Consider the following 25,756-nt stretch of genomic DNA (forward strand, 5'->3'; position numbering starts at 1 on the left):
ATGGCTGTGAGCTTATGGTTTTTTCTTATTTTCCTGATTTGTCACAGCCCCTTCGTTTATTTATTTACAGTGCTTATCGAACCATTCGACCATCGCGGCCAAGCGCTGAATGCGGTGCGACGGCTTGCCGAAGATCGGCAGTCCATGATGTTCGCCATGGAACAACAGGAACCGGGTTTCCACGCCGTGCAGCTTTAACGCGTAGAACATTTGGATCGGCTCGGCGATCCAGCAGCGGTAATCCTGATCGGAATGAATGAACATCGTCGGTGTTTTGACGCGGTCGGCATATTTCAGCGGCGACTGTTCCCACACCAGTGCGACGTCGGACCACGGGGTCGCGGCCTGGTTGTCCATGTTGTAGGTGAAGCCGATATCGGTGCATAAGAACTTCGTGACATAGTTGGAAATGGAAGCTTCCGGGATCGCCGCCTTAAACCGGTCGGTCTGCGTAATGATCCAGTTGCTCATATATCCGCCGTAGCTGCTGCCGGTTACGCCCAAACGTTCGCCGTCCAGCTGCGGATACTGCGCCAGCACCGCGTCGGTAAAGGCCATCAGATCGCTGTAATCCTCTTTCCCGAAGCGTCCGCGGATATCGGCGAAGGCATTGCCGCGGGAATCAGAGCCGCGCGGATTGCAGTAGAAGACGAAGTAGCCGTTGGCGGCGAAGACCTGCATTTCATGATTGATAACCGGACCAAAGGTTCCTTTCGGTCCGCCATGGATTTCCAGAATGCCCGGATATTTCTTGTTGATATCAAAGTCCGCAGGTTTAATTACGAAACCTTCGTGACGGATGCCGTCGTTGTAGAACTCAATTTTTTCAATCGGGGAAACCGCGGTAGCCGCATGATACTCGCTGTTGAAATGCGTCAGCTGCGTTTCCGCTTCATTCTGCAGGAAGTAGATCTCCTGCAGCTTCTGATCGCGCAGACCGATGAAGACGATCCCCTTGTCCGTGACCTCGAAGTCCTCGATTCCGCCATGATAGCCGGACAGCCGCTGCAGCTGACCATGTTCATCGAAGCATTTCAGACAGCCGTCGTTTTCGTCAGTGCAACTGAAATAAATCTTGTCTTTGTACGCTTTGACCGCGGTGCCGAACTGCTGGATGCAGTCGGAGCCGAGCGAAGCGCCGTAGGAATTATCGTAATGCACCAAACGGGTGCGCTGCTGATCTTCCTCAACGACAAACAACGTGGCATGCTGATGCAGACCATATTCCTTGAAATCCGAGATCGCGGCGATGATCTTGTGATTGATATAGAAAGCCCAGCTGACGTTGACCTCATGATCCGGAATCAGCGTCAGATCTTTTTTTGTCGTGCAGTCGAACTGATGCAGCGAGCTTGGAATTTCCCGGACGGAGTCCATCGGATTGCTGATATAAAGCAGCTTGTTGTCCTGAATGTGCGCGATCGAGGCGTTGGCGGACGGTTCGGAAATCGCCGTTGTCGTCTGGGTATCCAGATCCAGCAGATAGAGGCGGGTGCGCTTCATGTTGGTGATGCCCTGACCGTTGGCCCAGAATGGAATTTCATCGAACCATTCGTAATCCTTGTGCGATTCGCGTTCTTTTTTCCATTGTTTTTTTTCTTCTTCGGTTTGGCATTCAAAATCGTTCATGCCGTCCGCGCGGTAGGCGACCGACAAAATCAGCTGATTGTCGTTTACCTTCTGGAAGCTGCCGACCGGCATCGCCAGACGGAACCATTCTACGGCTTCCCCGCCGTGAATGTTCAGCTTGTAGAAGACCGTCATGCTTTCGCCGTCCGTGGTTTTCTCTTTCAGCTTCGGATCGCGGCAGCCGGTGAATACGATCGTGTCGTCGTTCCACCAGATCGCTTTCTTTTCTTCGTTGCCGGAAGTTAACTGGCGTGTTTCGCGCGTGGCCAGATCCAGCAGCCACAGGTTGCCGGGATACTTGTCGGCGTCTTGATCCCCCGTGATCACGGTGAACACGGCGTGCTGTTGATCAGGGCTGACCTGCAGGCTGCCCAGATAGCGATAATCAATAAAATCTTGAATCTGTACTTTTTTCATGCTTTCTCTCCCATCTATCGACTATTCTATCACAAGCTGTTGGACAATGACGGACAAATGACAAGAAGAAGCATGAAATTTTGAAAGTTCGAAAACGATCAGGCTGGAAAAAATAAAGCCTCTTTGGTTTGTTGGCAGATCCGGCTGTTTCGTCCATTTCATCTCGTGTTATAATAAATCTGCTCATATCCGGCAAGGGGGGAACCTGAAATGGATTTCTATTCCAATAATTATGATTTGCTGACAGGCAGTGAGCGGAGTTTGCTGCACTACATTCTGGACCATCCGCAGACAATTCAGAAGATGACATGCCGGAAGCTGGCGGATCAATGCGGCGTTTCCAAAACCGTGGTGATCAATATGTCGCAGAAGCTGGGCTTTGAAGGCTATAACGATCTGCGTTTTTTCCTGAAAAACCGCGCGAAAGAAACGGGGCCGGCAGCCAGTGTGGAAACGGTGGAGGCTGAAATCACCGGCAATGTGACAAAAACGATGCAGCTCAACAAACCGGAGAATATGCGGCAGGCTGCCCAGTCAATCGTGAACTCGCAATGTGTTTATGTGATTTCCCGCGGAACGTCCAAGGCGGTCGGTAATTATCTTGAGCACCTGCTGCTGACGCTCAATGTCAAATGCATCAATATCCCGGATTACAATCTGCTGAATATCATCGCCCGTCAGATGACGCATGAAGAAGTGCTGATCGCGATTTCGCTTTCCGGGAAAACACCGATCATTGTGGAAACGGCGAAGATCGTCAAAGCCTACGGCAACGCGCTGATCACGCTCACCGCCTTTTCCAACAGCCCGCTGGTACAATACGGCGATTTAGCCTTGTATTGTTCTTCCAGTACGACGGATACCAAGATCGATGATATCGTAACGCGGATCGGGATGTTCGCGGTCGTGGATTTGTTAGTTCATTATGTTCAGGTTGAGCAGCAGAAATCGCATAGAAGTGGGTTTTAAGATAGCAAAGGTCTAATTTTTAATTGTTTTAAGCGCGGAGATCTTCGCGTTTTTCTTTGTTTGTTTTTCAGGATGTAAGCTTTATCCCATGATTTGTGACTGCGGTCATTTTTGATGACCAGGGTAAAAAAGACTGTCGGAAATAACCGGTGATTTTATTGAAATCGCTTTCAATCTCGAGTAATTTAGTAAGCAGGGAGGAACTGCTATGAAAAAGTATAGTGAGCAGATTCAACGTTTCGGTCGATCACTGCTGCTGCCGATCGGGGTTATGGCGCCGGTGGGCTTACTGCTTGGCTTATCCGCGGCCTTTACCCAGTCGTACATGATCGATCTGCTGCCCTTTCTGGGCAATCCAACAGTCAAACTGATCTTTACCAGCATCCGTCAGATTTCCGATTTGATCTTCGGCAACATTCCGATTATGTTTGCGATGGGTGTCGCCTACGGCATGGCGAAACGCGATAAGGGAATCGCGGTCTTCTCGTCTGTCATGGCGTATCTGATTCTTTTGATTACGATGAAAATCTGGCTGTCAGCTTCAGGGCAGCTGATCACCGAAGGCAATATCGCCGTCGGCGGTCAGGCGATGGTCTTAGGCATGCAGACGTTAAACGTCAACGTTTTAGGCGGAATCATTGCCGGTCTGGTCGCTGCCTGGGCTTCCGATAAATTCTATAATCTGGAACTGCCGATCGCGTTTGCCTTCTTCTCCGGCAAGAAATCGGTTCCGTTAATCTCCATGGGCGTGACGATCGTCATCGGTCTGATTCTGCCGTTCTTCTGGCAATATTTTATCGCTTTCTGCAGCAGCTTGTCCGGCCTGCTTCTGCATAAGATTCTCGGACCGGTGCTGTCAGGCTTTGTCAACCGGATGATGATTCCGTTCGGTCTGCATCACGTCTGGAATGCGATGCTGCGCTTCACGGAAGCTGGCGGCACCTATGTGATCAATGGCCAGACCTATATCGGCTATCTTGATGCGATGAATGAAATCCTGTTTAACCTTGGACCGGAAAGCGAGTACTGGGCGCTGATGCCGGAGCTGACCCGCTTTGGCGCGCAGAACCAGATGGTCAGAACGATGTTCGTTTTCCCGGCGATCGGCTTAGCGATGTACAAGACCGCTTATCCGGAGAACAAAGCGCTGGCGAAATCCTTAATTCTGACCTCAGTTCTGACGGCGGCGCTGGGCAATGTGACCGAACCGCTGGAATTTACGTTCCTGTTCATCGCGCCGGCACTGTATGTCATCTACGCGCTGATCGGAACTCTCGGCTCGTTAGCCCTCTACTTTATGGGAACGGCGGTCGGTTATATCCGCGGCACTGTTTTCGACTTCGTGATCTTCGGCGTCATGATGAAAAATTCCCACTGGATCAATATTGTGATCGTCGGCGTGATCAGCTTCTTCATCTATTATTTCCTGTTCAAATGGTGGATCGTCAAGTTTGACGTCAAGACGCCGGGACGGGAAGACGAACCTTCCGCGGATAACGTACTGATCCGGGAAAAGCGGTACGATGAAATCGCGAAGATTGTGATCGAGGCCCTGGGCGGTCCGTCCAATATCGGCACGGTGGACAACTGTATTACCCGCTTGCGGATTGACATCAACGACAACAAGAAGATCGACAAAGATCTGTTGAAAAAATCCGGGTGCGCTGGAATCTTCTTCCCGACAACCAAGCATATTCACATTGTTTTCGGACCATTAGTCGAATTTGTCCGCAATGCGGTCGACGATGAATTGGGGCGGCACGCATGAAGAGAACACCGCACACGATAACAATTTCCGGAGCCGGCAGCTGCCGGACTCCGGCCTTGATCGGGACGCTGATGCAGATGAAAGACCGTTTCCCGGTAAAGAAAGTCATCTTTTTTGATAAGGACCTGAATCGCTTCGGCAAAATTGAAGATTACTGCCGTTTGCTGCTGCATACCTTTTCCCCGGAAACCGAGGTCGTGGTGACCGGCGATATGGACGAGGCTTATTGTGCCTGCGACTTTGTTTTCTGCCAGATGCGGGTCGGTCAGAACACGATGCGTTCGTATGATGAAAAGATTCCGCTGAAATATGGTCTGGTCGGCCAGGAAACCTGCGGCCCGGGCGGTTTCGCCTACGGCATGCGTTCAATCGGCGGGATGAAGGAAATGGTCGACTGCGTCCGCAAGTATTCCAAAGAAACCTGGATTCTGAATTACACCAATCCGGCGGCCATCGTCGGTCTGGCGCTGGACCGGTTATATCCTGACGATCATCGCCTGATCAATATGTGCGATCAGCCGTATTCGATGATGGTCAGCTTTGCCAAGATCCTCAACGTCGACGTTAAAACGCTGCGGGCCCGGTATTTCGGATTAAACCATTTCGGCTGGTTCACCGCGCTCTATGATACGGAAGGCCATGACTATTTTGATACGCTGCGCGATTACCTGATGAATCACGACTTTAAGCCTTACAATGCGGAACAGCGTACAAAATCCTGGTTGGATACCTATCTGCGCGTCAACAAGATGATGAACTGTGTTTCAGAATATATCCCGACGACGTATCTGCAATATTATTTCTATGCGGACGAGATCGTGAAGGAAAGCGATCCGCAGTTCACCCGTGCTGATGAAACGATCCTGACCCGGGAAAAAGAAGTCTGGGACGTCTGTGCGCTGGCCCGGGGAAAAAACGAGCTGGGCGAGATTCCGGTGCTGACTTCGCCGGTGTTCGGTTCAATGATGGTCGAGGTGGCAGAATCGATCGCCTATGACTTAAATCAGGAATTCATCGTGATGACGCGCAACACAGGACTGATTGACAACTTCCCCGCGGAAGCCGTCGTGGAAGTCGCCGGAACCCTGGGAAAAGACGGCGTGCGGGGAATTCCGTACGGCCCTGTGAAAACGTTCTATAAAGGTTTGATGGAGAATCAATACGCTTATGAAGAACTGACTTGCGAAGCCTGGATGGAAAAAGATTATACCAAGGCGCTGCAGGCGCTGACGCTGAACCGGACCGTCAATGATTTTGATAAAGCGAAGGCGGTGCTGGACGATCTCATGGAGGTTAATCAAGATTACTGGACATTGGAAAAGAGGGATTAAACGATGTATTTAAAATCAACAAGAATTTACTTTCCTCATCAGATCTGCCGCAGCGGTTATCTGGAAGTAGCGGGTGAGGTCATCCGGGGCTTCTCTGCGGAAGTGCCGGCCGGCGCCGAGGTTATTGATTATGGCGATCATCTGCTTATCCCGGGTTTTATCGATCAGCATATCCACGGCTGGGGCACCGGCAGCTTCAACAACGATAAATCCGTCCATTCAATACAGGAAATGAAAAAGAACCTGCCGTATGAAGGGGTGACGAGTTTCCTGGCGACCTCCGGCGCGGAACCGGTCGAGGACCTGGTCGAGGGCATCAAAAATGCCAGCTGGGTTGTCGATCATCAGAAAGACGACGGCGCGACGCTGCTGGGCGTTCATCTGGAAGGCCCGTTTATCAATAAGGAGTACAAGGGCATGCAGCGGGAAGACTGCTGCATTGATCCGGACATGGCGATCATGCGGCGGTTCATGGACGCTCAGTCCCACCCGCAGATCATCCGTCTGATGACGCTGGCGCCGGAGCTTCCGGGAGCGAAAGAGTTGATCCAGTTCTGCCATGCCCATCACATTCAGATCAATATCGGCCACAGCGCGGCAACCTTCGACTGCATCCGGGATCTGAAGGAATATGGCTTAGGCGGCGTAACCCACATGTTCAGCGGCATGCGCGGGCTGCATCACCGGGAGCCGGGCGTGGCCGGCGCGGCGTTGTACTTCGACGACCTGAACTGCGAATTCGCAAAACAGACCGGCATGACCGTGCGGCCGGAAGTGTTCGCGCTGACCTGGCGTTTGAAAAGCAAGGATAAAATTATCATGACGACGGACTGCGGCGGGATTGCGCTGACGAAGAAAGAAAAGTATCATTATATCCGGAAGCAGACGTTTATTCCCAACGGCGACGAACTGATTCTGCGCAATGACGACGGCAGCGAGGAACATGTCGATATTCATGATTACAAGGCGGTGCGGAACCTGGAGCTGAGCTATATCAAATCGATCCGCAACCTGATCGCCAACGTCCATCCGTCCGTTCATGAGATCATGAAGATCACGGCGGAAAATCCGGCGCGCTATATCGGCGTGGATGACCGCAAGGGGAGTCTGGAAGCAGGCAAGGACGCTGATATCCTCGTCGTCAACGATGCTTTTGAAATTCAGGCAACCTACTGTATGGGAAAATTGTATAAAAGTGAGGAGTGAAGTTGATGTTTAAGAATCTGTTCAAACCGAAACCGGTGGATTTCGCCGCTCCGTTTAAGGGTCGGATCATGACGCTGGACGAAGTGCCGGATCCGGTGTTCTCAAGTAAGTCGATGGGGGATGGGTTTGCGCTGGAAATGTTGGAGGGCAAGGTATTATCGCCCGTGGCGGGCAAGATTGTCGCGGTCTTTCCGACCGGCCATGCGATCGGCATCAAGGCGGATGACCGCAATGAATATCTGATCCATCTGGGATTAGACACCGTGAATTTCAAAGGCGAAGGCTTTGCGGTGCATGTTGTCTTAGATCAGCGGGTAAATCCGGGCGATCCGCTGGTCGACGTTGACTTGGAATTCTTTAAAAAGCATAAGGTTTCCATGGTTTGTCCGATTCTTGTCGTCAATGCCAACAGCCGCAAAATCCGCCTGCTGAAAGAAGGCGTCGTGCAGTCGCAGGAAAAAGATTTTCTTGCGATCACGGCATGAACCAGGACGAAATGAACCTCGTTTTGGAATCCGCCCGGAGCGCGATCGCCAGGCACCGGCTGGCCTTGATGAAGTATTGTGTGGTTACGGCTCTATTGTGCTCGCTGATCTCGCTGGCGGCTCAGCAGTTTAACGACAATCTGATTCCGCTGGGAACTACGCTGGCGATCAATCTGGTTTTTCTGTTCGGCTTGGATTGGGTGATGCTGAAAGCGCTGCGGAACGAACCGTATTCGTACCGTGATTTCAGTCAGTTCGCAAAATATTTCAAAGCCTTATTGCCGTTGTTTGGCATATATGCCGTGATTCTGGCCGCCGGCGTCTTCGCGCTTCAGGCGATGATTCATCTGGGCGCGGTACTTCTTGTCCTGCCGGCACTGCTGGCGTTAAGCGTGATCTTTCTTAACTGCATCAATCATCTGACGCTGTTTTCAATGATTGAAACGCATCAAAGCGCGTGGCAGGCGCTGAAAGGCGGGGCGAAGCTGTTTTTTCAATCCAGAAAACTGATCTTGCACATCGTTTTAAAAACGATAATGCTGATCTTGCTGGGAAGTCTGGCGGTGTACGCGCTCAATGTGTTTGTTTACGCTCCGCAGATCGACGCTGTGCTGAAAAGTGCGCCGGAAATTACGGAAGCGCTGATCGATCCTTATTTCTCAACGAATCTCAGTTATCTGATTCAAAGCGTTGGCATGCAGCTGGTTGTCAGTTATATCGCAATCGTGTCAGGAATGACGTATGGAACGTATTACTTGAAACGGCGTTCTTCTGCTCAGCAGGCTTAGCTTTTACTGAATCTGTGATCCTCAACAATGAAAAAAGATCCTGCCGCAAAGCTTGGCGAACAGGATCTTTTTTCATAATTGCAGGGATGGAAATTTTCGGCCTTAAATCCCTTTATTTGCCAGGATTGATTGCGAAAGCAGAAAATACACGTTGCTCCAGCATCGGTTAACCCCATGATCATTGTAGCGCAGCAGGATATCCTGAATCACTTCGCCGGTGATGTTCACGTTGTTTTCGTTCGCCGCACGCAGCGCATCCTGCAAAGCGAGAGCAGGATCGGGATGCGTCGGGGTGTTGTAAAGCCGGTAACAGAACACCCGCTGAGCAGGAACCATCAGGCAGGCTTCGTTGATCGTCAGGCCGTATTGTTCGGCAAAACTCTTTTCGACGATGAAGCCCCATTGCTTATCATGCAGTACCGGCCCCGCCGGGTCATGAGCGAACCGCAGCCTGCGCGCTGATTTCACGGCTGGCATCCATTCCATCCAGGAAGGCAGAGCCTGATACACTGCGGGATCTTCCACAAAATTGTCATAATCTGTGTGGTGAAGGAAATAATGCGCCGGCAGCTCAAGATATTCATAGGGTGCGGGATTGTCCTTGGTCCTCGCCGCCCAGGCCGCTAACGCCTGATGTCCCTGATAAGAAACCTGTTTCTGCATCATCTCTTTTTTCAGCTGATCAGCGTTTTCCTGCATCATCGTCATCAATTCATCGCTGGAGACCGAAGCGAAGATCTGCCGGATCTCCCGTGAATGAAAGCCGCAGCTTTTTAACCGCAGACATTCAATTACCCGTCCGGCATTATGAAAGGCATAGCGCTTGGGAACCGTTGTCTTCTCAGCCGAGACCACGTTCAGCTGCTCATAATATTTTACGAAGTCGGCGGTTACGCCAAGATATTTGGAAAATTCCCCGATTTTATATTTTTTCATGAATTTATTTTAGCATAAGATCATTTTTTCGCAAAGTACTCTTGACTCGGTGTTACACCGAGTTTTATCATCCAGGATTGGAGGGATAATCATGGCAAAAAATATCACACGAAGAGACTTTTTGAAAACAGCCGCTCTCGGCGTTGCCGGCATGACGGCAGCGGGACTTCTGGGAGGCTGCTCAACAACGGGGAATAGCGCGAAAACCGGGACTTATACGCCGGGCACCTATTCCGCGACTGCTACGGGGATGGCGACCATTAAGGTAACCGCAACCTTTGATGCGGAGAAAATCACGGATATCGTTCTGGATCTGTCCGGTGAAACACCGTCGATCGGACAGGCAGCCGCTGAAGAACTGGTGAAACGTGCTTTAGAAGCACAGTCTCCTGAATTCGACGCGGTCACCGGCGCGACCGTTACGTCCAATGCCGTCGCGAAAGCGCTGAAAAACTGTATCGCACAGGCGAAGGGTGAAATCGACGTGACGGTTGTGGATGAAACTAGACAGACCAAGGAAGTGGTCGACTGGTTAGGCACAGAACCGGATACGCCGGAGGTTTCGGAAACAGTCGAAACCGGGACTGTCATCGTCGGCGCGGGCAACGGCGGCTTAATGTGCGGTGCAGTTGCGGCCAAGCTGGGCTTGAAATTCGCGATCATTGAAACCCTGCCGACCAACGGCGATACCCGTCACTGGTATGGCGCGATCGGCTCCAAGCATGCGCAGGCGGCGGGCGTTCAGATGGATATCAATCGTCTGAAGCGTGAGGTTTCCCGTTACGCTTCCGGTAAAAACTCCAAGGAAGTGCTGAATACCTGGATTAATGAATCCGCTGAAATGTCTGATTTTATCGACGAGCTGTATGCGCAGTATAATCCGGAATCAAAATGCACGTTTACTGCCGGTGAGGAAGCCTACTGGCCGGAAGATTGCCGCGACGGCTATATGTTCCCGGAACAGGAACATGTCTGGGGACGTGAAAAATCACGGAATGACATGCTTGCGGAATACATTGCGGATCATTCCGACGCCGTTATTTATTACAGCACGGATCTGGTAAAAATTGAGCGGGATGAAAATGGAAAAATCATCGGTATCATCGCTCAGAATAATCTGACAGACGCCTACATCCGCATCAAGGCGCAGAATGTCGTCATCGCCACGGGCGGCTACCCGGGAAATCCGGACATGATGGAACAGCTGGATCCGTTAGGCACCAGCGTAACGACCGCCTGCAGCTATGCTCCGCAGGATAAAGGCATGGGCATTAAGGCGGCCTGCTGGATCGGCGCCAAGCTTCAGGAAGAACCAGCTCCGATGTTGTTTGACCGGGGAATCGTTAAACCGGGCGTTGACGCCGGTTTGGTCAAGGTTGAATCGGGCGACCGGGTCTTCCCGGGAACTGTGCGGCAGTTTAATCTGGGAACTCAGCCGTTCCTGAAAGTAAACCGCAACGGTCTGCGTTTCACGAATGAATCCGGGCCTTACAATGATATGGTTTACGCCGCGGCGCAGCAGCCGGGTCATGTTTACGCTTCAATTTTAGCGGCGGACTGGGCGGACCAGGTCGACCGTTTCCATACGATCGGCTGTTCAGCTCAGACCCGTGCGAATCCAAAAGGTCAGCAGGAAGCGCTGGACAAGTATGTCGAAGAAGGACTGGCTTTCAAGGCGGATACGCTGGAAGAACTGGGCGCGAAGCTGGGCATGGAAGGCGAAGCGCTCACGAATTTCGTCGCGACCTGCGCGCGTTATGACGAGCTGGCGGCCAAAGGCAGCGACGATGACTTCGGAAAACCAGCGTCACGCCTCTCCCGCCTGAACACGGCGCCGTTCTACGGCTTCTGGCTGGGTGCTTCGTTGCTGACGACAGAGCAGGGCATTATGATCAACGGCAAGGGCCAGGCCCTGGATCAGAACAACGAGGTGATCGACGGTTTGTATGTAATCGGCGACGCTTCAGGCGGAATGTTCGCCAACAACTATCCATGCCTGATGCCGGGCATTGCCTGCGGACGCACGCTGACCTACGGCATGAAGGTCGCTAAAGTTATCGCGGGTGTTGACGAAGCTTAATTTACCGCAAGGTCGGGCAAGGCTGTTTCAGCCTTGCTTTTTAATTGCGCAACGCCGGCGGCAATTCCGGCAGTGAAGAAGGGAACGAAAAGGCTGATTTCTAACGAACGGGATGACCGGCGGGCATTTCCGCTTAAAAACTTCATCGCGGACTAGGAAAGTGCGGAAGAAATCATTATAATGGAAACAGGCATAAAAAAGAATGGGGGTAATCATTTGATCTTAATCCAAAAGGGAACCGTCCATGACGGTACAGGCCGGATTTTGGCTAAAACAGATATTTTGATCGACGCGGGCAAGATTGTTCAGATCGGACAGAATCTGAAGGCACCGGGGGCGCAGGTGATCGATGCGGAAGGAAAGTGCGTCATGCCGGGCTGGATCGATCCGTTAAGCGGCTGGGGCACAGCGGCCGGGCGCGGGCAGGCGCGCGACAACGATGAAACGAGCGATCCGCTGACGCCGCAGCTGGATGTCGTTTACGCGTTTGATCCCGACAGTATGATGTACCAGGAGCTGTGGGGCTACGGCATTACGGCGGCGGGCGTCGCTGCAAGCAATAACAATGTTCTCGGCGGCAGCGCGGCGGTGTTCAAGGCGTATGGCCGGACGACAGAGGCGATGTGCGTCAAGGCGAACGCCGCGATGAAGGGGTCGGTCGATGAGAAGGTAAAGCAGACCTATGGTCCGCGCAACAGCGCTCCGATGACAAAAATGGGGATCTTTTCCGCCCTGCGTGAATTGATCGCGAAATGCGGTTCAGAGAAAGAAGAAGACCGGAAGGATCCGAAGGTTCAGGCGTTTAAGCCGGTGCTGGAAGGCAAGCTGCCGCTGATCTTAAGCTGCAACACGAAAGCGGAGGCCGACGCAGTCCTGAAACTGTTTGAAAACAAACCGGTCAAGCTGGTGCTGGCGAATATGTATCAGCTGGATGAAAGTCTGCTGGACAAGGATTGCGGTCTGATCCTGGGCGATCTGACCGATGGGTTTAACAAGTACAATGCGGCGGTGAACTATGCCGCGCTGTTTTCCCTGATTGAAGCAGGCAAGCCGGTGGCGTTAAGCGCGTTTGGCGACGCGGTTTCGCCGGGCCGGGAGATCCTGATGTGGAACGCGCACGGCCTGATGGCGCAGGCGCGGCGTTTAGGCGCAAGTCTGTCCAGCGAGGATGTGCTGAAAATGCTGACAAGCGTTCCGGCGCAGTTGTTAGGCGTGGAGGATCGGATCGGGAGTCTGACTGAGGGCAAGGATGCCGACATTGTGATCTGGTCGGGAAATCCGCTGGAAACCTTCCGCGCCCTGCCGGAAATTGTCGTTATTTCCGGGGAAATAGTAAAGGGGGAACAAGCGTGATGAAACGATGGATCCGCGGAGCCAGAATCTTTACGATGGGGCCGCAGGGCACGCTGGAAAAAGGCGATATTTTAATTGAAAATGGCAAGATCGCGGCGATCGGCGAACAGCTGGACTGCGAAGACGCCGAGGTCATCGACGCGGCGGGACTGACTGCCATTCCGGGCATTGTCGACGCGCATAGTCATATCGGCGGCTTTGAGATCGCGACCGGAGCGCAGGATGTCAATGAAATGGTCAGGAACGTCACTGCCGAAGTTGAAGTGTTCGACGGGATCGATCCGCTGTCGCGTTCCTTTAAGGAAGCGCTGGCTGCCGGGGTAACCTGCAGCGCGATTGCTCCGGGCAGCGGCAATGTGATCGGCGGTGTGGTCTGCGCGGTGAAAAGCGCGGGGCAGGGCACAGTTGAGTCAATGTGCGTGAACCGGCATGTGGCGCTGAAAGCGGCGATGGGCGGCAATCCAAAGGGCGTCTATGGCAAGCGCAATCAGATGCCGATGACGCGGATGGGCGTGGCCAGCGTGCTGCGTCAGTATTTCCGCGACGTTCAGGAATACATGAAGAAACAGGAAGAAGCGCAGAACGATCCGGCAAAAATGCCGAAATGGGATCCTGCGATGGAAAACGGAGCGAAGGTGCTGCGGCATGAAATGCCGGTCAAGATGCACTGCACGCAGTTTGATATGATCACCGTGATCGAACTGGCGAAGGAATTCAATTTTGAATTCACGCTCGATCATGCGTGGGGCGCTTCGGATTATATGGAACCGATCGTGGCCGCCGGCTGCCCGGTGATCTTCGGTCCGATTGCCGTGGCCAAAGGGTTCGGCGAGTCGATTAAAATCGATATCGACAGCGTGGTTGAAATGGACCGGCGCGGCGTGCTGTGCGCGATTATGACGGATGGTCCGGTCTATCATCCGTGGCTGATCGTCGAACAGGCCGGCGAGGTCGTGCGCTATGGGGCGCCGGTCGAACGGGCGATCGCGATGCTGACGATCAATCCGGCGAAAATCATTGGCTGCGATCAGCGGATCGGCTCGCTGGAAGTGGGCAAGGACGCCGATATCGCGCTGTTTGACGGAATACCGACGCTGGATCCGGCGGCGGTCGTGAAGACGACGCTGGTCAACGGCGAAGTGGTGTACCAAAGCAAGGGCTGTTAAGCCCTTTTCTTATGAGGTGAGGAAAATGAGCGGAAAACAAAAAGTCGCGGCCGTGCGCTGCGCTGGTTATGATCAGGCTCTTATCGGAAAAAAGCTGGATTTGTTAATGACGGCCATCGGTGCGGATACGCTGATTCAGCCAGGCATGAGCGTGTTGATCAAGCCGAATCTGTTGTCGGCGAAAACGCCGGAGGAATTCACGACGACACATCCGGAGGTCCTGCGCGCAGTCATTCGCTATGTTCATCGGCATGGGGGAAACGTGACGCTGGCCGACAGTCCGGCCGGGCGGTTTACGCCGGATTCCATCCAGCTGGTGTATCAGAAAACAGGATTGCGGGCGCTGGCTCAGGAAGAAGGCTGCCGGCTAAATGAGAATCTCGGCAGCGTCGACAGCGGGCTGCGCGCCGGCAGCGAACCGGTGCCGGTTCTGGAATGCGTGGCGCAAGCCGATTTGATCATTGACTGCTGCAAGTTTAAGAGTCACAGCTATACGGTCGCCAGCGGCGCGGTAAAGAATATGTTCGGCGTCATTCCGGGCTTGGTGAAAGCTCAGATGCACGCCCGCTTTCCTCAGCGCGAATCGTTCTGCCGGTTTCTGTGTCAATTCTGCGCGCATGTCAAACCGCAGCTCTGCGTTATGGACGCGGTGGAAGGCATGCAGGGCAATGGCCCCAGCAGCGGCGACCGGTATGACGGACAGCGGCTGTTAGCAGCGCTGGATCCGTTTGCGCTGGACTACGGCGCGTTAACCCTGCTGGGGATTGATCCGGATCAGACGCCGATCCATCGGGAAGCGGTGAAGCTGGGACTGGTCGATCCCGAAGCGATCGAACTGATCGCTCCTGAAGAGGCGTGGGAGTCGTTGATCCGTCATGATTTCCGGCTGCCGGAAACGATGAAGGGACTGATCCAGCTGATCCCCTCGCCGCTTGCCGCGCTGCGGAGGCATTTTGCACCCTATCCCAAGCCGGATGCCGCGCGTTGTCTGGGGTGCGGGGAATGTGTGCGGGATTGTCCGGTTCAGGCGATCACGCTGGCCGATCACAAGGCGGTCGTCGACCGCCGCCGCTGCATTCGCTGTTACTGCTGCCAGGAGGTCTGCCCGGCGCATGTTGTTCAATTAAAGCGGTAAAACCTTACAAAAATCTTAATTGTCGGTGAAAAACGCGAGCCGGGTATGAAAAAAAGGTATAATAAGACCAGCGAATGGGAGAGAAGTTATGAATCAGAAACAAACGATGAAAAATCTGATGCGCACGGTAATCGCTCTGTTGATCTTGGTGGGGACTTTATTGATGGTGCTGGCCGTGATTACGCTGCAGAAACCTAAAAACGGAGAGGTGCAGGTCGCGGTCACGCCGCCGGCGGCGACCCCGCAGCCGACACCGGTTGTGGAGAAAGCCGAGCTGATTATGGCGGGCGACGCGCTGCTTCACGGGGCGGTTTATACCGATGCCAAGACAGCCGAGGGCAATTACGATTTTACCGAGATGATGAGCACGCTGAACCGCGTTCTGGATCATTATGATTTGAAGTATTATAACCAGGAAACGATTCTAGGCGGCACGGAATTGGGCTTGTCGACCTATCCTTGCTTTAACTCGCCGCAGGAGTTCGGTGATACAATGATGGATCTGGGGTTTAACCTTGTTTCTCTGGCGAACAATCACACGCTCGACCGGGGTGAACAGGCGATCCTGAATTCGCTGGACTACTGGTCAAACCAAAATGCGCTGACCGCCGGATCGTACAGCTCGTTTGACGACCGGGAGGAGCTGCGAGTCCGGGAAATCAATGGAATCCGGTATACGCTGTTGTCCTATACCTATGGAACTAACGGAATTCCAGTGCCGGAAGGCAAGGAATATCTGGTCAATGTCTATACGGATGAAATGTTGGCGGAAGACATCGCCAAGGCCCGCGGGGAAGTCGACGTGCTGATGGTCGCGATGCACTGGGGCGAGGAATACACGCACGAGCCGACTGCGGAGCAGCGGCGTTTAGCGCAGCTGTTGGCGGATCTGGGCGTCGATATCATCATCGGCAGTCATCCGCATGTCGTTCAGCCGATCGAATGGATCGACGATACACTCTGTATCTATTCGTTGGGAAATCTGATTTCCGCTCAGGATGGAACGTTTAAGCGGGTAGGCTTGTTAGCGGGCGTGACGATCACGAAAACGACCTTCGAGGGTCAGAGTCATATCCAGCTGAGTGCGCCGCGGGCAGATCTTGTTTATACGCAATACACTCCGGGATATCATCAATTCAAGCTGAAATTCTTTGATGAAATTGAAGAAAGCGAGCTGAAGGACGTCTGGGGTGTTTACGATCAATATGGCAAGATTGTGACCGACGGCGGTGCGGTAAGCCAACTGGGCGGATTGTGATCGGACGAACAGGCGGAAAGCGTCAGCGCTGAAATAAGCGTGAAGTATCAGAACCAGCACGGATCCTTCGAGGTAATTTGAAGGATCTGTTTTCTTTAGATGGAAATTGAAGGATGCGGCGTTCGCTGCGCAAGGGGGGAGTTTTATGAATCTGTTTTCAGGGATCGGCTTATGGTTGGCGGGAAGTGCGTTCCTCGTATTTTTTTGCGCCGGGTTTGTTTCTAGGATGAATTTCAAGCTGAAAAGAGTGAGCCTACTGCTGGGGACGGGAGCCTGGTTATTCTTTGTTTTCTCGGCGACGCTCAATGGGCCGTATTCAGCGGAGCGGTTCCATAACTGGAATCTGATCCCTTTTCAAGGAATTGGTGAGATTGCCGGAGCGTTTCAAAGCGGGAAAGTGAACGGATTTTACCTTACACTTATGATAAGGCAAGAACTCGCGAATATTCTGATGTTTATGCCCGGCGGGTTTTTAATTGCCACGGCTTTTCCTCAGTTCAGGAATTGGAGAAGAATTCTTATCTTTGGCGCAGGATGCTCGCTCACAATTGAGGTCATCCAGTTCCTGATTGGGCGGATCGCGGATGTTGACGATGTGCTGATGAACAGTTTCGGCGCGGTTTTAGGATTTGTTTTGTTTCAATTCAGCGGATTGGGATTCAGAAAGATTAGAAGCTTTTTTGCGCAGAAAGAAACAAATGAATAAGTTCCTGAGTTAATCATTCTGATTTAGCTGGTTTTAAGATCCTTTCCAGCAACCTGGATTAAATCTTGAAAATAGTTACAAATAATTTTGCGATTTTGTCGAAAAAAAGTGAATTTTCATGAAAAAGAGGAAGGCTTTTTTGAAATTACCGCAATATTAACAAGTAGAGGAGGTGGGTGAATGTCCATCGATCTACGAGAACGGAAAAAACTAAAGAGAAGAACGATTTCTTTAATGGACGACTGGGTCTTTAAAGCGGTGATCGGCGATCCTGAAGATGAGGTCTGTCTGTCGAGTTTTTTTCATGCGATTGATCCTGATTTTAGAAAAGTACGGTTGTTGCCCGGTGAGAAAAAAGCAGGGCATCCTGACGACAAAGCAATTCGTTATGATATCTGCGGCGTGATCAACGAGAAGATTTATTTTGATCTGGAAATCCAGCGAAACGGGAATCCCGAGGAACAGGGAATCCGCATTGTTTTCTATTTATCGCGGCTGCTTTCCGGGCAGAGAACAAAGGGAAAGGATTATCGGGAACTGCGGCCGGTGCGCGTGATCATGATCACGAATTTCCGCTTTTTTGACGATCCGGAGGTGAGCAGCGATGTGTTTTATTTAGTTGGAGAGAAAACAGGAAGAACCTTGACAAAGCACATTCAAGTGAGTATTATTGAATTAGCAGGAGTGGAACGCTTACAACGGATTCCAGTCCAGGATTTAACGCCGCTGGACCGGTGGCGCATCGTATTAAAATTCGCCGGTGATCCGGACAAAGCGGCGTGGATTCAAGCGATCATGGCGATCGACGAAGGATGCAGAAGGGCGGTGGAGAAAATGATGGAGATTCCGATGAGTATGATCGAGTACATGTGGGAAACAAAGCGGCTGGACAGAGAAATGATGCGGAATTCAGAGATCCGTGAGGAACGGGAACGAGCCGTGAAGAAAGCCAGAGAACGAGCTTTAAAGCAAGGGATAGAGCAAGGTAAGGATCAAGGCGTACTGTTGAATCTTGTAGCAATTGCACTGAAAAAAGCGAAGAAGGGAATGCGGGCTGCTGAAATCGCGGACATGTTAGAGGAAGAAGAAGCTCGCATTCGAATGATTCTGAAAATCAGGGAAGAACATCCGGATTACACGGAGGAGCAGATTGCAATGAAGATGATTCGTCATTCTGACTGTCTGATGTCATGGAACGGCGCAGACAGTTTTGATGAGAGGGCTTGCAGCTGATCTGCTTTTCGATGTTCTGGTATCTTACGAGATCAAGCAGGTATAGCTTCCAGCGATTGATCCTGATTTAAAGTGAAATCATTATTCCAATGTAAAACACTGGCAGGCAAAGTCGACTTTAACTTTGGCCAGCCAGTGTTTAGTTTTTCTTCCAGCAACTTGTTTATTGCAAAACTTAGATTACACAGACGATGAATTTAGTTTACCACCAGGGTAATTTCTTTTCTCCCTGCGGCGCGATCCAGTTTTTCCCTTCCAGAAATGGAATTAACATCCGGAAGAACAACACTAACAATCCAATCTCAATCGGAAGCATGATCGTGTTTTTCACTAGACTCTTGGCAAAATAATACAGATAACCCTTGGAATATAACATGTAGCTCCATAAGGAGCCCAGCCCGACATTGACGAACAAATTGATCAGAAAGCGGCTGAGCGCCAGCTTCAGCACTGTGATTTTTGTCCGGTAAAGAAATAAAGCAAAAATCAAAGCGCCCGCCATGCTCGATAAGGTGTAGCCTGGGAAAAACGGTCCGTTAGGATGAATTGCGAATTCGATGAGATCGCCGATTCCGCCGCAAAGGACGCCGACGACCGGGCCGCAAACGGCACATTGCACAGCGGTGATCAGGTAGGTAAAATAAACATAGAGATTGTCGGCCACCGGAATCCTGAACGAAGCGATGGCCATTTTTAAGGCCATGCACAAGGCGGCAATCGCGAGAATCCGGACACGCCGCGTTTCCGCGGACGCTTCTTTCCAGTAAGCGCGGGAAAACGGATGAGAAAAGAGAGCTTTGGAAAACTGAGCCATAAAAAAACCTCCTCTTTTCCCTCTGACAGGTAAAAGAGAAGGTCATGCCTTCGATTTTCGGGTCAGCGGGATGCGGAACCTGCACCGCAAGAAACCTTTTCGTCCTTCTGACAACTCCCCGTTCAGAAAGCACTTAACGCGCAGGAACCTACTCTGTTTGTGAAGAATATACCCCGAAAGTGTCCGGATGTCAAATGAAATTTAGAGAACGAAGAACAGATACAGCGAGTACCCTAAAATTAAGCTGAGGCCCTGCATTTTCGATCCCTTCTCTTTGAAAAGCAACGGCAGCAGCGCCAGCAGGGTGATCAACAGACAAGCCGGCATATCCAGCGCCAGACTCTGCGCGGAAACCGGCAGGGCCTGCCCGGAAACAAAGGAACAAACCGGAAGGATCAAGGTCAGATCAAGGATATTGGCGCCGATCAGATTGCCGATGGACAAGCTCGATTCTTTTTTGACAATCGCGGTGATCGTGGTGACCAGCTCCGGCAGCGAAGTTCCGATCGCGATCATCGTGACCGCTACGATCCGCTCCGGTACGCCGAAGAAAGCCGCCAGCGCACTGCCGCTGTTGACCAGCAGCTGCGATCCCGCGACAATGCCTAACGCTCCGAATAAAAACATCACGATCCGCCGTCCGGTTTCTTTGCGGGTTGTCTGGATTCGCTCGCCGTCTTCCTGCTGCTTCATCGCATTGCGGACATTTTCCGCCATGGAGATCAGGAAGATCACGATCAGAATCAGACTGCCGGCTAAACTCAAGGCCCCCGATAAGCTGAATCCCAGCAGCACCGCCGCGGCAGCGATCAACAGCCCGCAATGTTTGACGTAATCCTTCCGCTGGATTACGATCGGCATGAAAATCATCGCGACGGCCAGAATCAATCCGGTGTTGGCGGTTACGGAACCGACGGCGTTCCCGATCGCCATTTCCGTTTTCCCCTGCAGCGCCGCCAGCACGGAAACGATCATCTCCGGCAGGGTGGTGGCCAGACTGACAATCGTCGCGCCGACAATAAAGGAAGGAATGCCGGAGGCTTTCGCGATCCAGCTGGCGGCGTCGACAAACAGGTCGCCGCCCTTGACGACCAGAATGACCCCGGCGATGAATAAAATGACTGCGACTTCAATACTCATAGTCTATCTCCTCTTTCATTTCATAAGTTTCGATAAAAAAAGAAGACCTGCCTTACGCTTTGCTTTAAGCGTCAGACAAGTCTTGTCAATTACCTCTAAGCCAGACGAAGAAATTCCGTCATGTTGTTGACTTAGCAACGCAGATTTTCTGCGGTGACTACTCCCTTATCAATCTTGAATATTCTAACAAAAAGGACGCCGGCCGTCAATCGTTAAATCGTCATGAAAACCTGTATAAACCTGCGGAATGATTGACTTTTCAGACCCTGCCCGTATAATTAAAGCGCAAGCTGTCCTGGTTACAGAAAGGAACGGTACAACAACATGAAACAAATCAATTGGATTGCGGCGCTGCAGCAGGCATCGTCGCTGGAAAATATGCAAAAAAGTGGGATCACAACGATCCGGATCGGTATCGAGGGTTGTTCCGTCCGCTCCGCCCGGCTCTTTTCCAAAGCGGAAGCTGAGGATATCCTTAACCGCTGCCAACAAGCTGGACTTCGGCGGGAGATTGTTTTCAACCGCCTGTGGATGGAGGAGGAGCTTCCCGAGATGGAAGCCTGGCTTCAACAAATTCAGATCTGGAATCCCGAGGGCATTGTGTATATGGATCCGGCGGTTTTTCTGGCCGCGGAGAAGCTGGGATTCCAAGACCGCTTGATCTACGCTCCGGATACCCTGATGACCAATTCCCGGGATCTTCAGATGATGCTCGATCTGGGCGTCGGCCGCGTCGTGCTGGCGGCGGAGATCACGCTGGAGGAAATCTTGGAAATCGCGCGCAAAACAGACGGGTCCAGACTGGAACTGCAGATTCATGGCCGGCAGGTGATGGCCTATTCGCGCCGGCCGCTGGTATCGAATTATTTACAGGTCATCGGCAAGTCCGTCGACGATCTGCGTCACCGCCGCGACCTCTATTTAATCGAAGCGACCCGGACGGGGAAAATGCCGGTTCTGGAAGAAGCGGAAGGGGCGGCGGTGTACATGGAAAGTACGCTCTGTTCCCTGGATCAGCTTTCACAGCTGGCGGCCAGCGGGATCTGTCACTTTGCCTTTGACAGTCTGTTTTCCTGCGACGACGAATTGATCGACGCCCGGAAAGCTTATGAGGCGGTGCTGGAAGGTGCGGATCCGGCGGAGTTGAAAAAACAGCTGGAACAGCGCTGGCCCGATCTGAATTACGGCTCCGGCTATTATGAACAGAAGACCAATTTAACCAAGGAGGACGCGGCATGAAAAAAACGATTGAACTGTTAGCGCCCGCCGGCGATCTGGCGCGTTTAAAAACCGCGGTCCGCTACGGTGCGGATGCCGTGTATCTGGGCGGCAAGCGGTTTTCGCTGCGTTCGCGCGCCAGTAATTTTGAACTGGAAGATATCGCCGAGGGTGTGCGGTTTGCCCGCGAATATGGGGCGCACGTCCATGTGACGGTCAATATCATTCCGCATGAAGACGACTTTGACGGTCTTGACGAATATCTGCGGCAGCTGGAAAGCATCGGTGTGCATGCCGTGATCGTCGCTTCGCTCACGATTGTCCGGCGGGTGAAAACGGTCGCACCGAAGCTGGAGGTTCATCTCAGCACGCAGATGTCCAGCACCAATTCCCAAGCCGTTCGGTTTTACCAGCGGCTGGGCGCGGACCGGGTTGTGCTGGCCCGCGAATGCACGATGGATCAGATCCGGCAGATCTGCGGGCACAGCGAGGTTCCGATCGAAACGTTTATCCACGGCGGCATGTGCGTCAATTATTCCGGCCGCTGCACCTTAAGCAACGCGATGACGCTGCGCGACGCCAACCGCGGCGGCTGTGCCCAGTCCTGCCGCTGGCGCTATCATCTTTATCAAGGAACTCAAGAACTGAGCGATGACAACCTGTTGTTTTCGATGGGGTCGAAAGATCTGATGGCCGCCGATTATGTCCGGGATATGATCGACGCAGGCGTGGCCAGCTTGAAGATTGAGGGACGGATGAAATCGGCGTATTACATCGCGGTCGTCGTCCGGGCTTACCGGCAGCTGATCGACTGGCTGCTGGAACACCCGGAAGAAGACGCGCAGCCGGCAATTCTGGAAGCCCGGCGCGAACTGATGCGGGCTGAAAACCGGCCGGCCTGCCTGGGCTTTTTGGCAGGCATCCCTGGTCCGCAGGATCATTTGTACGACAACGCACCTTCACGGGTAACGCATGATTTTCTGGCCCAGGTGCTGGATTACGATTCCCTCCGCAAGCAGGCGCTGATCGAGGTCCGCAATCACTTTGCGCTCGGCGAAGCGCTGGAAGCCTTCGGGCCGCATCTGGAAAATACCACTTTTGTTTTAGAAACGATGACGGATGAGGAAGGAACTGCCGTCGAGGTTGCCAACAAGCCGATGCAGCGCTGCTGGATCAACACGCCGGCTGTTTTGCATCCCTACGATTTAATCCGCCGGAAGGAGCAAGGAAGATGAATTGGTTTGAAGGCGCGCTGAGCGTAAAAGCGGTGATGATGTCAGACCGCCGGCCGGTGATCAAGCTGGTCGTTGATCAGAAGAAGAAAGATAAGGATACGGCGTTTATTCTGCGCCAGGCTGCCCAGCGCCAAATCCCCGTGGAACGGTGGCCGCGCGAGAAGATCGATCAACAGGCTCTCGGGCGTACCCATGGCGGGATTTTAGCGCTGGCCGGGGATCGGAATTATCAATCCGTGCAGGAATGTCTGGACGCTCCGCAGCCGTTTATCGCAGTCTTAGAGGGAATTGAGGATCCATTTAACCTCGGCTATGCGTTCCGCACTCTGTACGCTGCCGGGTGTACGGGCGTGCTGATGGGCAGCCGGGATTGGCAGACCGCCCAGCCGACGATTGTGAAATCCAGTGCCGGGGCCAGCGAACAGCTTGCCTGGTGTCTGTGCGAAGATCTTGGCGCGGCCGTCCGGCAATGCCGTCAGGCGGGATGTGTCTTGTACTGTGCGCAGCGCAGCGACGCGATCGATTATTTTGACGCCGATTTCAATCAGCCGATCGTCCTGGCGATCGGCGGGGAACTGCGGGGACTGAGCCGCGACGTACTGGAACAGAGTGATCAGAATATCGTGATTCCCTATGCCCGTCCGGTGCGCAGCGCGTTAAACGGCACAAGCGCTGTGGCGGCGATCAGCTTTGAGGTCGTGCGCCAGCGCCGCTGATTTCGACATGAGTGGAAAGGAACGGACAAGATAGACAGGAACAAGCCGGGTTGCTTTGGAGCCCGACTTTTTTTGCGTTTTCTTAAAAAACGTGCCGTCCGTCGATTCGAAGCATAGACTAAAGCGGAGCGGTTACGCGCCCGGAACACGTTGTAAGAAGCTTGCGTTAAGCAGCTTATTCCTTTGACAAAGCCGGACCTGCCGCTTAGATCATAACGAACAATCAGTCCGTCCGCTATGCAAACACAAAAACAAACCATAAGAAAACATAACAAAGTAAATGAAAGAAATGAAAATGTAGAAGAAAAATCTTTCATTTCTGATCGAAAGTGCTATAATGGACTGGTGTTGAAGGAGGTCCGGTATGAAAGAAGCGATTTATCTCAAACGCAATATGGCGTTGATCAACTACACCAAAGCGTACTACACGACGGCAGAGGAGCTGTTGTCGAGCGAAGGTTTTTCAATGTTTTTGGATTTGTATTTCAATTATTGTTCGCATACCAATCCCCAGCTGTTTGAATGGCTGCGGCGCGGACTTCCGATCGAAGAAGTCAAAAAAGACCTGATCCGCCTGTTAAAGGTCATGCAGGTGCTGGAGGTTGAGGAAATCGCTCACCCCTATTTCCGCGAGCGGCAGAAAATGTTGGCAGTGATTGAGGATTGTTATCATTTCTGGCGGAATATGCAGCGCTATTCCATAATTTATACGCGCAATGAGGAAGGGCTGCAGCTGGCGAATTTCATGGAAGCCGACGCGAAGTTCCATCAAATGATCCTTGATTTTTACCGCACGGTCCAACAGAAGACCCAGGGGTCGAAGAACCGCGTGTACCGTCAGCTTCAGGCCGGAACCAACGCCAGCCTGCTGCTGCGCGATTACCCATGGCCGGCGCCGGAGGGGCATCGCGAGCTGGGTGACATTCCGTTTGTGCATACGATCATGATGCGCACGCCGCTGATCATCCATCCTCGCAGCAACAAGCGCTTGGGCATGTTTACCGAGGTGGACGCGAACCCGATGGCCGAGTGGGTCAAGGGTGACGAGGAATGGATGTGCTTTCCGTTAAAAGTCGGGTCGCTGTTGTGCTACACTTATTTTCATCGCGACTTTACCGCCGGGGCGGTGGCGCTGGCGAATCTGTTCGAGCTGGCGTCGGATGAGGACTGCATTGGAGCCAAGCCGGATCTGCTTTTGTTGTTCGGCAATCCGGATGGTCAGAACGATACGGTTTTCTATCATGACCAGGCAAACGCAATGTGGGTCGGCAAGGTATCCTATGCCGATGTCATCGAATACTTTGGTTATTTAAAGAAGATGATCCTGACGCTGCACAATCTGGCGATGATTGAAAAAGGCTGGCTGCCGCTGCACGGCGCGATGATCAATCTGACGCTGCAGGATGGAACGAAGAAAGGCGTCATCATGATCGGCGACTCCGGCGCAGGCAAATCGGAAACGATCGAAGCGCTGACCAATTTAAGCGAGGATGTGATCGTCAGCCGGGAGATCATCTTCGACGACATGGGCTCACTGCATCTGGATGAACAGGGGCAGATCCGCGCCCAGGGTACAGAAATCGGCGCGTTTGTCAGGCTGGATGATCTGGATAAAGGCAGCGCTTACCGCGATATGGACCGGTCGATCTTCTTTAACCCGGAGAGCGCCAATGCGCGCGTTGTTATTCCTGCTTCGCCGTATGATACGATCATTACCGATCAGAAGGTCGACTTGTTCCTTTACGCCAACAATTATACCGACCGGCGCGGCCTGCGTGCTTTTGACAGTAAGGAAGAAGCAGTTCAGACGTTTATTGAAGGGAAACGGTTCGCTTTGGGCACAACCCAGGAAAAAGGGTTGTCCACCACCTTCTTCGCCAATCCGTTCGGGCCGATGCAGAAACAGCCCGAATGTCTGAAAATCATCGATCAGATGTTTGCGGCGCTGCTGGATCAACATATTTTCCTGGGCGAGATTTACACCGGTCTGGGCTTGCCGGAAAAAGGCGGCAACGCGCTGGAAATCGCGGCGAAAGAACTGTTGGCAAAAATCAGCGGGAAATAATCAGGTTGTCATCGTACAATACAGTTAAAAAGCCGGATTTTCGTCCGGCTTTTTGTTTAGTACACCCGACATGGGTGATAACTAGACGGTGAAAGTCCGTTGCGCGGT

21 protein-coding genes and 1 riboswitch are annotated in these 25,756 nt (G+C 52.5%); of the genes, 17 read left to right on the forward strand and 4 right to left on the reverse strand.

Translation table 11 applies throughout. From position 1 onward, the window contains the following. Positions 1–60: 60 nt before the first annotated feature. Complete coding sequence (locus DWY25_RS17150) at positions 61–2,046, reverse strand: alpha/beta hydrolase family protein (RefSeq protein WP_117896282.1); 1,986 nt, start codon at positions 2,044–2,046, stop codon at positions 61–63. Between the two features lie 210 nt (positions 2,047–2,256). Here DWY25_RS17150 and DWY25_RS17155 point away from each other — a divergent pair, with 210 nt between their 5' ends. The 6 genes from DWY25_RS17155 (at position 2,257) to DWY25_RS17180 (ending at position 8,593) form a co-directional block, all read left to right on the forward strand. Then, positions 2,257–3,015 carry a MurR/RpiR family transcriptional regulator gene (locus tag DWY25_RS17155; protein ID WP_117896284.1) on the forward strand — a complete coding sequence of 253 codons (759 nt, stop codon included), beginning with the start codon at positions 2,257–2,259 and terminating at the stop codon, positions 3,013–3,015. A gap of 208 nt (positions 3,016–3,223) precedes the next feature. Next, entirely contained in the window at positions 3,224–4,783 is a 1,560-nt protein-coding gene (locus tag DWY25_RS17160) for a PTS transporter subunit EIIC (protein WP_006059804.1), read from the forward strand. Then, positions 4,780–6,114, forward strand: a complete 1,335-nt coding sequence (locus tag DWY25_RS17165; protein ID WP_117896286.1) for a family 4 glycosyl hydrolase — start codon at positions 4,780–4,782, stop codon at positions 6,112–6,114. Before DWY25_RS17160 ends, DWY25_RS17165 begins: the two co-directional genes overlap by 4 nt. A 3-nt stretch (positions 6,115–6,117) precedes the next feature. Then, positions 6,118–7,320, forward strand: a complete 1,203-nt coding sequence (gene nagA, locus DWY25_RS17170; protein WP_117896288.1) for an N-acetylglucosamine-6-phosphate deacetylase — start codon at positions 6,118–6,120, stop codon at positions 7,318–7,320. A gap of 5 nt (positions 7,321–7,325) precedes the next feature. After that, positions 7,326–7,805: a PTS sugar transporter subunit IIA gene (locus DWY25_RS17175; protein WP_117896290.1), complete on the forward strand. Its 480-nt coding sequence runs from the start codon at positions 7,326–7,328 to the stop codon at positions 7,803–7,805. Positions 7,806–7,816: 11 nt separating this feature from the next. Next, positions 7,817–8,593, forward strand: a complete 777-nt coding sequence (locus tag DWY25_RS17180; protein ID WP_147336716.1) for a hypothetical protein — start codon at positions 7,817–7,819, stop codon at positions 8,591–8,593. A 102-nt stretch (positions 8,594–8,695) separates the two neighbouring features. On the opposite strand, the gene DWY25_RS17185 is transcribed toward DWY25_RS17180, so the two are convergent. Then, positions 8,696–9,529 carry a MerR family transcriptional regulator gene (locus DWY25_RS17185; RefSeq protein WP_117896294.1) on the reverse strand — a complete coding sequence of 278 codons (834 nt, stop codon included), beginning with the start codon at positions 9,527–9,529 and terminating at the stop codon, positions 8,696–8,698. A 91-nt stretch (positions 9,530–9,620) separates the two neighbouring features. On the opposite strand from DWY25_RS17185, the gene DWY25_RS17190 reads away from it, so the two are divergent. The 7 genes from DWY25_RS17190 (at position 9,621) to DWY25_RS17220 (ending at position 18,460) form a co-directional block, all read left to right on the forward strand. Then, complete coding sequence (locus DWY25_RS17190; RefSeq protein ID WP_117896296.1) at positions 9,621–11,609, forward strand: FAD-binding protein; 1,989 nt, start codon at positions 9,621–9,623, stop codon at positions 11,607–11,609. Between the two features lie 216 nt (positions 11,610–11,825). After that, positions 11,826–12,962: an amidohydrolase family protein gene (locus DWY25_RS17195; RefSeq protein ID WP_181981894.1), complete on the forward strand. Its 1,137-nt coding sequence runs from the start codon at positions 11,826–11,828 to the stop codon at positions 12,960–12,962. After that, the gene (locus DWY25_RS17200) at positions 12,962–14,128 is read left to right on the forward strand and encodes an amidohydrolase family protein (RefSeq protein WP_117896300.1); all 1,167 of its coding nucleotides are present in this window, start codon (positions 12,962–12,964) and stop codon (positions 14,126–14,128) included. Before DWY25_RS17195 ends, DWY25_RS17200 begins: the two co-directional genes overlap by 1 nt. Positions 14,129–14,153: 25 nt before the next feature. Beyond that, positions 14,154–15,263 carry a DUF362 domain-containing protein gene (locus DWY25_RS17205; protein WP_117896302.1) on the forward strand — a complete coding sequence of 370 codons (1,110 nt, stop codon included), beginning with the start codon at positions 14,154–14,156 and terminating at the stop codon, positions 15,261–15,263. Between the two features lie 88 nt (positions 15,264–15,351). Beyond that, positions 15,352–16,521 (forward strand): CapA family protein, encoded by a 1,170-nt coding sequence (locus DWY25_RS17210; RefSeq protein WP_117896304.1) that lies wholly within the window; start codon positions 15,352–15,354, stop codon positions 16,519–16,521. 145 nt (positions 16,522–16,666) lie between these two features. Beyond that, complete coding sequence (locus DWY25_RS17215; protein ID WP_117896306.1) at positions 16,667–17,227, forward strand: VanZ family protein; 561 nt, start codon at positions 16,667–16,669, stop codon at positions 17,225–17,227. Between the two features lie 180 nt (positions 17,228–17,407). Next, positions 17,408–18,460 (forward strand): Rpn family recombination-promoting nuclease/putative transposase, encoded by a 1,053-nt coding sequence (locus tag DWY25_RS17220; RefSeq protein WP_117896308.1) that lies wholly within the window; start codon positions 17,408–17,410, stop codon positions 18,458–18,460. A gap of 202 nt (positions 18,461–18,662) precedes the next feature. Here the strand turns inward: DWY25_RS17220 and DWY25_RS17225 are convergent, their stop codons facing one another. Together DWY25_RS17225 and DWY25_RS17230 are read right to left on the reverse strand one after the other, a co-directional pair. Continuing rightward, positions 18,663–19,274, reverse strand: coding sequence for a folate family ECF transporter S component (locus DWY25_RS17225; protein ID WP_117896310.1), 612 nt, complete (start codon positions 19,272–19,274; stop codon positions 18,663–18,665). Positions 19,275–19,335: 61 nt separating this feature from the next. Then, a riboswitch (THF riboswitch) is annotated at positions 19,336–19,432 on the reverse strand. A gap of 43 nt (positions 19,433–19,475) precedes the next feature. After that, positions 19,476–20,414 (reverse strand): calcium/sodium antiporter, encoded by a 939-nt coding sequence (locus DWY25_RS17230; RefSeq protein WP_117896312.1) that lies wholly within the window; start codon positions 20,412–20,414, stop codon positions 19,476–19,478. A 324-nt stretch (positions 20,415–20,738) separates the two neighbouring features. Between DWY25_RS17230 and DWY25_RS17235 the strand changes: the two genes are divergently transcribed. The 4 genes from DWY25_RS17235 to DWY25_RS17250 all read left to right on the forward strand — a co-directional run bounded on the left by DWY25_RS17235 (position 20,739) and on the right by DWY25_RS17250 (position 25,648). After that, positions 20,739–21,653 carry a peptidase U32 family protein gene (locus DWY25_RS17235; protein WP_117896314.1) on the forward strand — a complete coding sequence of 305 codons (915 nt, stop codon included), beginning with the start codon at positions 20,739–20,741 and terminating at the stop codon, positions 21,651–21,653. Further along, positions 21,650–22,867, forward strand: a complete 1,218-nt coding sequence (locus DWY25_RS17240; RefSeq protein WP_117896316.1) for a peptidase U32 family protein — start codon at positions 21,650–21,652, stop codon at positions 22,865–22,867. Before DWY25_RS17235 ends, DWY25_RS17240 begins: the two co-directional genes overlap by 4 nt. Next, positions 22,864–23,583, forward strand: a complete 720-nt coding sequence (locus DWY25_RS17245; protein ID WP_117896318.1) for an RNA methyltransferase — start codon at positions 22,864–22,866, stop codon at positions 23,581–23,583. The genes DWY25_RS17240 and DWY25_RS17245 overlap by 4 nt, the downstream gene beginning before the upstream one ends. 364 nt (positions 23,584–23,947) lie before the next feature. Next, positions 23,948–25,648 carry a phosphoenolpyruvate carboxykinase (ATP) gene (locus tag DWY25_RS17250; RefSeq protein WP_117896320.1) on the forward strand — a complete coding sequence of 567 codons (1,701 nt, stop codon included), beginning with the start codon at positions 23,948–23,950 and terminating at the stop codon, positions 25,646–25,648. Positions 25,649–25,756 lie beyond the last annotated feature (108 nt).

The sequence above is a fragment of the Holdemania filiformis genome, from assembly GCF_003459085.1.
Lineage (GTDB): Bacteria > Bacillota_I > Bacilli_A > Erysipelotrichales > Erysipelotrichaceae > Holdemania > Holdemania filiformis.

Bases quoted from the DNA above. Each gene is read 5' to 3' on its own strand.
- DWY25_RS17205 (WP_117896302.1), top strand. From the start codon at position 14,154: ATGAGCGGAAAACAAAAAGTCGCGGCCGTGCGCTGCGCTGGTTATGAT.
- DWY25_RS17175 (WP_117896290.1), top strand. From the start codon at position 7,326: ATGTTTAAGAATCTGTTCAAACCGAAACCGGTGGATTTCGCCGCTCCG.
- DWY25_RS17230 (WP_117896312.1), bottom strand. From the start codon at position 20,414: ATGAGTATTGAAGTCGCAGTCATTTTATTCATCGCCGGGGTCATTCTG.
- DWY25_RS17160 (WP_006059804.1), top strand. From the start codon at position 3,224: ATGAAAAAGTATAGTGAGCAGATTCAACGTTTCGGTCGATCACTGCTG.
- DWY25_RS17235 (WP_117896314.1), top strand. From the start codon at position 20,739: ATGAAACAAATCAATTGGATTGCGGCGCTGCAGCAGGCATCGTCGCTG.
- DWY25_RS17250 (WP_117896320.1), top strand. From the start codon at position 23,948: ATGAAAGAAGCGATTTATCTCAAACGCAATATGGCGTTGATCAACTAC.
- DWY25_RS17240 (WP_117896316.1), top strand. From the start codon at position 21,650: ATGAAAAAAACGATTGAACTGTTAGCGCCCGCCGGCGATCTGGCGCGT.
- DWY25_RS17150 (WP_117896282.1), bottom strand. From the start codon at position 2,046: ATGAAAAAAGTACAGATTCAAGATTTTATTGATTATCGCTATCTGGGC.
- DWY25_RS17185 (WP_117896294.1), bottom strand. From the start codon at position 9,529: ATGAAAAAATATAAAATCGGGGAATTTTCCAAATATCTTGGCGTAACC.
- DWY25_RS17215 (WP_117896306.1), top strand. From the start codon at position 16,667: ATGAATCTGTTTTCAGGGATCGGCTTATGGTTGGCGGGAAGTGCGTTC.
- DWY25_RS17200 (WP_117896300.1), top strand. From the start codon at position 12,962: ATGAAACGATGGATCCGCGGAGCCAGAATCTTTACGATGGGGCCGCAG.
- DWY25_RS17165 (WP_117896286.1), top strand. From the start codon at position 4,780: ATGAAGAGAACACCGCACACGATAACAATTTCCGGAGCCGGCAGCTGC.
- DWY25_RS17225 (WP_117896310.1), bottom strand. From the start codon at position 19,274: ATGGCTCAGTTTTCCAAAGCTCTCTTTTCTCATCCGTTTTCCCGCGCT.
- DWY25_RS17210 (WP_117896304.1), top strand. From the start codon at position 15,352: ATGAATCAGAAACAAACGATGAAAAATCTGATGCGCACGGTAATCGCT.
- nagA (WP_117896288.1), top strand. From the start codon at position 6,118: ATGTATTTAAAATCAACAAGAATTTACTTTCCTCATCAGATCTGCCGC.
- DWY25_RS17180 (WP_147336716.1), top strand. From the start codon at position 7,817: ATGAACCTCGTTTTGGAATCCGCCCGGAGCGCGATCGCCAGGCACCGG.
- DWY25_RS17155 (WP_117896284.1), top strand. From the start codon at position 2,257: ATGGATTTCTATTCCAATAATTATGATTTGCTGACAGGCAGTGAGCGG.
- DWY25_RS17220 (WP_117896308.1), top strand. From the start codon at position 17,408: ATGTCCATCGATCTACGAGAACGGAAAAAACTAAAGAGAAGAACGATT.
- DWY25_RS17190 (WP_117896296.1), top strand. From the start codon at position 9,621: ATGGCAAAAAATATCACACGAAGAGACTTTTTGAAAACAGCCGCTCTC.
- DWY25_RS17245 (WP_117896318.1), top strand. From the start codon at position 22,864: ATGAATTGGTTTGAAGGCGCGCTGAGCGTAAAAGCGGTGATGATGTCA.